Source organism: Thermovenabulum sp. (assembly GCF_049701175.1).
GTDB lineage: Bacteria > Bacillota > Thermosediminibacteria > Thermosediminibacterales > Thermosediminibacteraceae > Thermovenabulum.
This window is the reverse complement of sequence record NZ_JBNATW010000029.1, coordinates 24685-31060: the sequence shown is the minus strand read 5'-3', so window position 1 is coordinate 31060 and position 6376 is coordinate 24685. Positions and strand designations below refer to the sequence as shown.

The 6376-nt window shown below is 48.1% G+C and carries 7 protein-coding genes and 1 pseudogene; 7 read left to right on the top strand and 1 reads right to left on the bottom strand.

What is annotated here, in order from left to right; all coding sequences use genetic code 11:
• Positions 1-269 precede the first annotated feature (269 nt).
• Entirely contained in the window at positions 270-686 is a 417-nt protein-coding gene (locus ACPLVF_RS09850) for an Hsp20/alpha crystallin family protein (RefSeq protein WP_424907663.1), read from the bottom strand.
• Positions 687-998: 312 nt separating this feature from the next.
• Between ACPLVF_RS09850 and ACPLVF_RS09845 the strand changes: the two are divergent.
• The 7 genes and pseudogenes from ACPLVF_RS09845 to bioA form a co-directional block, all read left to right on the top strand.
• Positions 999-1238, top strand: a pseudogene (locus tag ACPLVF_RS09845) (nucleotidyltransferase family protein); the annotation flags it as partial.
• Positions 1239-1261: 23 nt separating this feature from the next.
• Positions 1262-1408, top strand: coding sequence for a DUF86 domain-containing protein (locus ACPLVF_RS09840; protein WP_424907662.1), 147 nt, complete (start codon positions 1262-1264; stop codon positions 1406-1408).
• 309 nt (positions 1409-1717) lie between these two features.
• The gene (gene bioF / locus ACPLVF_RS09835) at positions 1718-2893 is read left to right on the top strand and encodes an 8-amino-7-oxononanoate synthase (protein WP_424907660.1); all 1176 of its coding nucleotides are present in this window, start codon (positions 1718-1720) and stop codon (positions 2891-2893) included.
• 28 nt (positions 2894-2921) lie between these two features.
• Complete coding sequence (locus tag ACPLVF_RS09830; RefSeq protein ID WP_424907658.1) at positions 2922-3431, top strand: hypothetical protein; 510 nt, start codon at positions 2922-2924, stop codon at positions 3429-3431.
• Positions 3415-4239: a 6-carboxyhexanoate--CoA ligase gene (locus tag ACPLVF_RS09825; protein WP_424907664.1), complete on the top strand. Its 825-nt coding sequence runs from the start codon at positions 3415-3417 to the stop codon at positions 4237-4239. Before ACPLVF_RS09830 ends, ACPLVF_RS09825 begins: the two co-directional genes overlap by 17 nt.
• Positions 4236-4973, top strand: coding sequence for a dethiobiotin synthase (gene bioD, locus ACPLVF_RS09820; RefSeq protein ID WP_424907657.1), 738 nt, complete (start codon positions 4236-4238; stop codon positions 4971-4973). Before ACPLVF_RS09825 ends, bioD begins: the two co-directional genes overlap by 4 nt.
• 25 nt (positions 4974-4998) lie before the next feature.
• Positions 4999-6366 carry an adenosylmethionine--8-amino-7-oxononanoate transaminase gene (bioA, locus tag ACPLVF_RS09815; protein ID WP_424907656.1) on the top strand — a complete coding sequence of 456 codons (1368 nt, stop codon included), beginning with the start codon at positions 4999-5001 and terminating at the stop codon, positions 6364-6366.
• The last annotated feature ends 10 nt before the right edge of the window (positions 6367-6376 follow it).

The window sequence follows — 6376 nt, the reverse complement described above, 5'->3', positions numbered from 1 at the left end:
TATCATCACCTAATTAAAATTATACTCTTTTGCATAACTATCTTCAACTGTTGTAACCTCCCTATCATCATTAATACAAACTCAGATCATTTCAGCTGCTCTTATCAGTATAATTGCACCTATTTGTCTCAATATAAATCCTTTACTGTTTAATTATATCTCATAAATTATGAATTTTGAATAAAATTTCATCAGGGCTGACTACACCCCTTCTCATTTCGTTCATGTTATAAAACCCCGAAGTTATACAAACTTCGGGGCTACAAGGCTTATTCAATATTAATTTTAATCCCTCGCAGATTATCCTTCGCCTTCTTCAGCCTTATACTTAATATGCCGTTTTTATATTCAGCCTTGGCTTCACTAGGTTCAACTTCTACCGGCAGGTATACCACTCTTTCAAAGCTGCCGGTAAATATTTCTTTGCGGTAGAATTTATCTCTTCTTTCTTCCGTCTCATCTTTAATTTGTCCCTTTATTGTTAAGTGGTCATCTTGGACATAAAGCTCAATCTGGTTCTTATCTTCTATACCAGGGAGCTCTGCCTTTACTAAAATTTCATCGCCCTCATCAAGAATATCTACCCTTGGTATCTTTACCCCTCTACTAATCGGCGCAAGTGTCTCCGTAAATATGCGTTCTAAATCTAACACTTCCCTGAAAGGATCAAACCTCCTCATGAGCATAACTACCACCCCCTGGAATAGATTTTTGTTTATTACTTTGACTTTCTTTGACCTTTCAATTATAATTATTGACTTTCCCTGACCTTTATGCAAGAGTAGTTTTCTTTAAAAAATAACCGTCATTGCTTATTATCAACTATTATATTGATTTTTCTTTGTGTTTCTTGTCGTTTTTTTGTTTTTCCTGTATTTTTAAGTTTTTTAAAAGTTATTTTTTGATAAAGCCCGGAAGAACAAATACATTTTCTCCAGGCTTATATTCGCTAATTGATAGAGGCAAACAGTGCCTGACTAAATAACAAAGATTTTCTTAAAAGTCATTTTGGTGTTAAAGCAATAGGTATATTTGGGTCATACATCAGAGGAGAGCAAAATAACGAAAGCGATGTTGATATATTGATAGAAACCGATAGGCCCGTTAGTTTGTTCGATTTGGTTGAACTGGAAGATTTTTTATCAGAACTCCTTGGCAAAAAGGTTGATCTTGTCTTGAGAGATGAGCTGAGGCCAAGAATCAGAGAAAATATATTGAAAGAGGTTGCTTACGTATGAAACAGAGAGACTATTAGGATTATTTGCAGGATATTATAGACACAATAGATGCCGTACAGAATTTTGTTGAAGGAATGGATAAAAACTCTTTTGCTAATGATCTCAAAACAATTTATGCTACTAAAAAAGCATTAGAAATTATTGGTAAAGCTGCTAAAAATGTTCCCTAATCCTTTAAAGATCCAAAAATAATTTTTGTGTTAGGTATTATAAATACATATACTCTTGAGATAGTAGGGTATAAAGCAGGTTTTTCTATAACAAGCCAAGATGTTATAAAAACAGTTTTAAAATCAATGAATAGTAGAGACATTAAAGGGAATCTTACGATGTGGTTTTTATGAGAAATGTTAACTTTGTGAGAGCTATAGGTTTACAATTGAGTTTGGATCGAGTATAATTATAGTGGGTAACAAATTACGGCAAAAGACAAAAAAATAACCAAATAAAGAGAATAACATACCAGGGGAGGAATATATTTGTTTGGATTTTTAGAAAAAGAGCTGGAGTTGCTAAAGGAAAGCCACCTCTATCGCCAGCTGCCCGGACCACTGGAGGTATTTACTGGCCCCAGGGCAAACATAAACGGACAGGAAGTGCTTCTTTTTTCTTCCAACAATTACCTCGGCATGTCTCATCATCCCCGGGTTAAGGCTGCGTCCAAAGAAGCCGTGGAAAGGTGGGGGACGGGAAGCGGAGGCTCTCGCCTGACCACAGGTAATTTTGTTTTGCACCGCCAGCTGGAGGAGCGCATTGCCCGGTTTAAGGGCACAGAAGATGCCATTGTGTTTAGTTCTGGTTACCTGGCCAACCTAGGAGTGATTTCAGCCCTGATGGGTCGGGGCGACCTAGTGCTCAGTGACGAGCTAAACCATGCCAGCATAATCGACGGCTGCCGCCTGAGTCGGGCCACGGTTAAGGTTTTTCGCCATAGGGATGTAACCCATTTAAGGGATATTCTCCTGGCGGAACGCAACTCATACCGCAGGTGCCTTATCGTTACCGATGGAGTTTTTAGTATGGACGGGGATATAGCTCCCTTGCCCCACCTGTTGCAGTTGGCTAAGGAGTTTCAGGCCCTTCTCATGGTGGACGACGCTCATGCTACTGGTGTTTTAGGCAAGAGGGGGGCAGGAACGGTGGAACATTTTGGTCTGGAAGGCAAGGACATCATCCAAATGGGTACTTTAAGCAAGGCCCTCGGTAGTGAGGGCGGGTACGTAACCGGCAATGCCATTTTAGTTGATTACCTGCGCAACCGCGCTCGCAGCTTTATCTTTTCCACAGCCCTTTCCCCGCCGGTAGTTGCCGCAGCTATAGCGGCACTGGACGTCCTGGAAGAAGAACCGCACCTTCTCGACCAGCTTCACGCCAATGTCTGCCAGCTTTACAGGGGCTTAAAGGAAATGGGCTTTGAGGTGTTGCCCACGGAATCGGCCATTATTCCCCTGATGGTAGGAGAAGCTAACCGGGCCTTGGCCCTTTCGGCAGCCCTGGCGGAAAAGGGTGTGTTTGTGCCGGCCATCCGCCCGCCTACAGTGCCGGAAGGCACCAGCCGTTTAAGGATTACCGTCATGGCCACCCACAAACCTGAAGATATTCAGAGAGCCCTGGAAGCCTTTCTGTGGGCCGGAAAAAATTTAAGGCTCATTTAAAGAAGAAAGAAGGAGGATGTAAAACCAAATGGATAAAACAAGAGGATTTCTCAAGGAGGTAGTGGAAATTGCACTACTGGCAGCATTCATTATTGTTACTGGCTCCTTGAAGTTGCCAGGGATCATTCCGGGCACCGAATTTCAACTCTCGGCTCCTATAGGGCTGGCTATTGCCGCCAACTTTGGCTTTAAGCGCTATTTTTTAGCCGGTCTGGTGGCCAGCCTGGTTTTATACAGCACCGGGGTGCACAACTTTTTCAATATGATAGTGTCCATAGTTTTTCGTCTGGTGGCTGGCGGCATTGTTGCGATTTTGGGCCCCAGTTTCCTTGTGGTTACCGTTGCCGGTCCCCTGAGTTCTGCGGCTGCCCGCCTGATTCTTGCCGGCCTTTTGCACAAGGGGGTAATTGTTCTACTGGTTACCGCCTTGCCTGGGATGCTATATACGGCTTTAACGGCTTGGCCTTTAACCAGACTTATGGCTAAGGCTAAGGAGCAAATTGAAGGAGGGACTTCTTTTGGTGGAAGCGGTATATAGCGTCCGAATGAGGGCTGCCCAGGGAGCTCCCCACGAAAAGGGAGGGCAACACATATCCGGCGCGGAAAGGATTGTCTCCTCGGAGCAGGTAGCTTCTACTGTCCAGAAAATGCTCTTTCGTGCCAGGAACCATGCGCTGGGAGAACCTGATTTTATAAATATCAGCATCGAGCGCCTGGAGTTCTCCAAAATAAAGCAGATTGCCGCTCTACCGCTCGTAACGGTAAAAGCTAATGATCACGAGCAGGCGCTCTTTTGTGCACGCCAGCTTCTTTTGGCCAGCGGGGTGCAGGTTATAGAAGAGGCTATAGGGATACTCACCCGGGGGCCTTCGCCCGACGGGCGAAACATGAGAGGGGCGGTAATCATGGATGCCCAGAGCGGCCGGCGTCTGGAGCCTGACTCCTGGCGCGGGGTGCGTGTCTCCCGCATGGATTATACTCCACAGGCTGCTAAGGAGTTATCGCGCCTGCTGCAGCCGTTGGGGTTAGATCATTTCCGGGTCAAGGAAGCCTTGGCCCTGGCCTCCAAGGTTATCTGGAGCGGAACCCTGGCCGAAATATGCTGTTCGGACGACCCCCATTATACCACAGGTTACGTTTCCTCACGGCGCCTAGGCTATGTGCGTATACCCCATTTGAAGCACCCCTCCTTTAAAGGAGGGCGGGTGTTCTTTGTCCGTCTCCAAGAAGTAAATCTTACGGAGTACATAACCAGGCTCCAGGAGGAGCCAGTTTTGATAGCTCAGATCAGCACCGTGCAAGGTGTAAAAGATCTTACGTCATTATTGGAGGAGAAACACCAATGAACTGTGCCATAAAGGGTTACTTCATAACTGGAACGGATACCGGCGTGGGAAAAACAGTAGTTACCGCCGGTCTGGCGGGCGTCTTCCGCCACCATGGCATTGACGCCGTGGCCATAAAACCGGTGCAGACCGGGGCGACTGTTAGAAATGGGGAACTGGTCCCCGAAGATGCGTTCTTCTACCGCCTGGCAGCTGGCCTCCCTCAACCCCTTGACCAGTTAAACCTTTACCGCTTTGTCCCGGCGTTATCTCCTCACCTGGCGGCCAAACTTTGTGGGGAAAAGATAGAACCCGAAAAAGTAGTAGATTTTTGCCGGCGAACCCTTCTGCAACACCAGCTGACCTTCATCGAGGGGGCTGGGGGCCTGTGTGTGCCCCTCTCTGGCCCTGACTTTACCGTAGCTGACCTGGCCCAGGAACTTTCCCTGCCCCTGATTGTGGTGGCCAGGATTGGTTTAGGAACCATTAACCACACGGTGCTCACGGTAACTTACGCCAAAAGCCTCGGACTGGAAGTGGCGGGGATAGTTTTTAACGGCTTGAAGCAGCAGGAATTAGGCCCCACCGAAAGGGACAACCCCGAAGTTATTGCCCGTATGACCGGCGTGCCGGTGCTGGGTATCCTGCCCCACCTTTCCGGGGTGAGCGTAGAAAAAGGTGCAGCTGAAGGATTGGTAGAAGCAGTGGAGGAATCCGTTTCCTGGAGTCAGCTGGCTCCATGGCTTAAACCTTAAGCATGAACGATTGGAGGTGCTCACATTGAGTAACTATGATCCCTCTCTTTTGGAACAATGGGACAAGCAGTACGTCTGGCATCCCTTTACCCAAATGCAGCAATACCTCCGGGAAAAACCCTTGATCATTGAGCGGGGAGAAGGCAGCTACCTGATTGATGTGGAGGGAAACCGCTATTTGGACGGTGTATCCTCCCTTTGGGTTACCGTCCACGGCCACTGTCACCCGGAGTTAAACCGGGCCATCAAGGAACAATTGGATAGCATCGCCCACTCAACCCTCTTGGGCATCGCCAATGTACCGTCTATCTTGCTGGCCAAGAAGCTGGTGGAAATTACCCCACCAGGGTTAAATAAAGTTTTTTACTCCGATAACGGGGCCACAGCGGTGGAAATTGCCCTCAAGATGGCCTTTCAGTACTGGCAACAAAAGGACGGCGGTCGCTATCGTAGAAAAACCAAGTTCATCTCCCTGGTCAACGCCTATCACGGAGACACCATTGGCTCAGTAAGCATCGGGGGTATACCCCTTTTTCACAACATTTTCAAGCCTCTACTTTTTGAGTGCCTACATGCCCCTGCGCCATATTGTTACCGGTGCCCCTTGGGCCTGGTAAGAGAAAGCTGTGGGATGGCTTGCCTTAACCAGCTGGAAGGGCTTCTGGAAAAGCACTGTGAGGAGGTTGCTGCCCTCATCATCGAGCCCATAGTTCAGGGGGCTGCAGGCATGATCACAGCTCCTGAAGGGTTCTTGCGCCGGGTGCGGGAATTGTGCTCAAAGTATAATGTCCTGCTCATTGCCGACGAGGTGGCGGTGGGTTTTGGCCGCACGGGTCGTCTCTTTGCCTGCGAGCACGAAGACGTAACTCCCGACTTAATGTGCCTGGCCAAGGGGATTACCGGAGGATACCTTCCCCTGGCTGCCACCCTGGCCACCGACGAGATCTACGAAGCCTTTTTGGGCGAACCAGAGGAATGCAAGACCTTTTACAACGGACACACTTACACGGGCAATCCCCTAGCCTGCGCTGCGGCCCTGGCCAGCATTGAGCTTTTTGAAAAAACAGATCTGCTGACCTCCCTGCAGCCCAAAATAGAGCTTTTACGCCAGGGTCTGGAGAACTTCTGGGATTTACCCCACGTGGGAGATATCCGCCAGCGAGGTATGATGGTAGGCATTGAACTTGTGGTGGATAAAGAGACCAAGGAGCCTTATGCCATGAAGGAGCAAATAGGTCACCGGGTCATCCTGGAGGCCCGCCGCAGAGGGCTGGTTATTCGCCCCTTGGACAATGTCATCGTCCTCATGCCCGTGCTGTCCATGTCTGACGAAGAGCTAAACCGGGTTCTAGAGATTACCTATGAATCTATAGCTGCAGTAACCGGCAGGTAGGCGGAGGGGT

Coding starts and splice junctions, on each gene's coding strand:
- ACPLVF_RS09830 (WP_424907658.1), top strand. CDS start 2,922: ATGGATAAAACAAGAGGATTTCTCAAGGAGGTAGTGGAAATTGCACTA.
- bioD (WP_424907657.1), top strand. CDS start 4,236: ATGAACTGTGCCATAAAGGGTTACTTCATAACTGGAACGGATACCGGC.
- ACPLVF_RS09850 (WP_424907663.1), bottom strand. CDS start 686: ATGCTCATGAGGAGGTTTGATCCTTTCAGGGAAGTGTTAGATTTAGAA.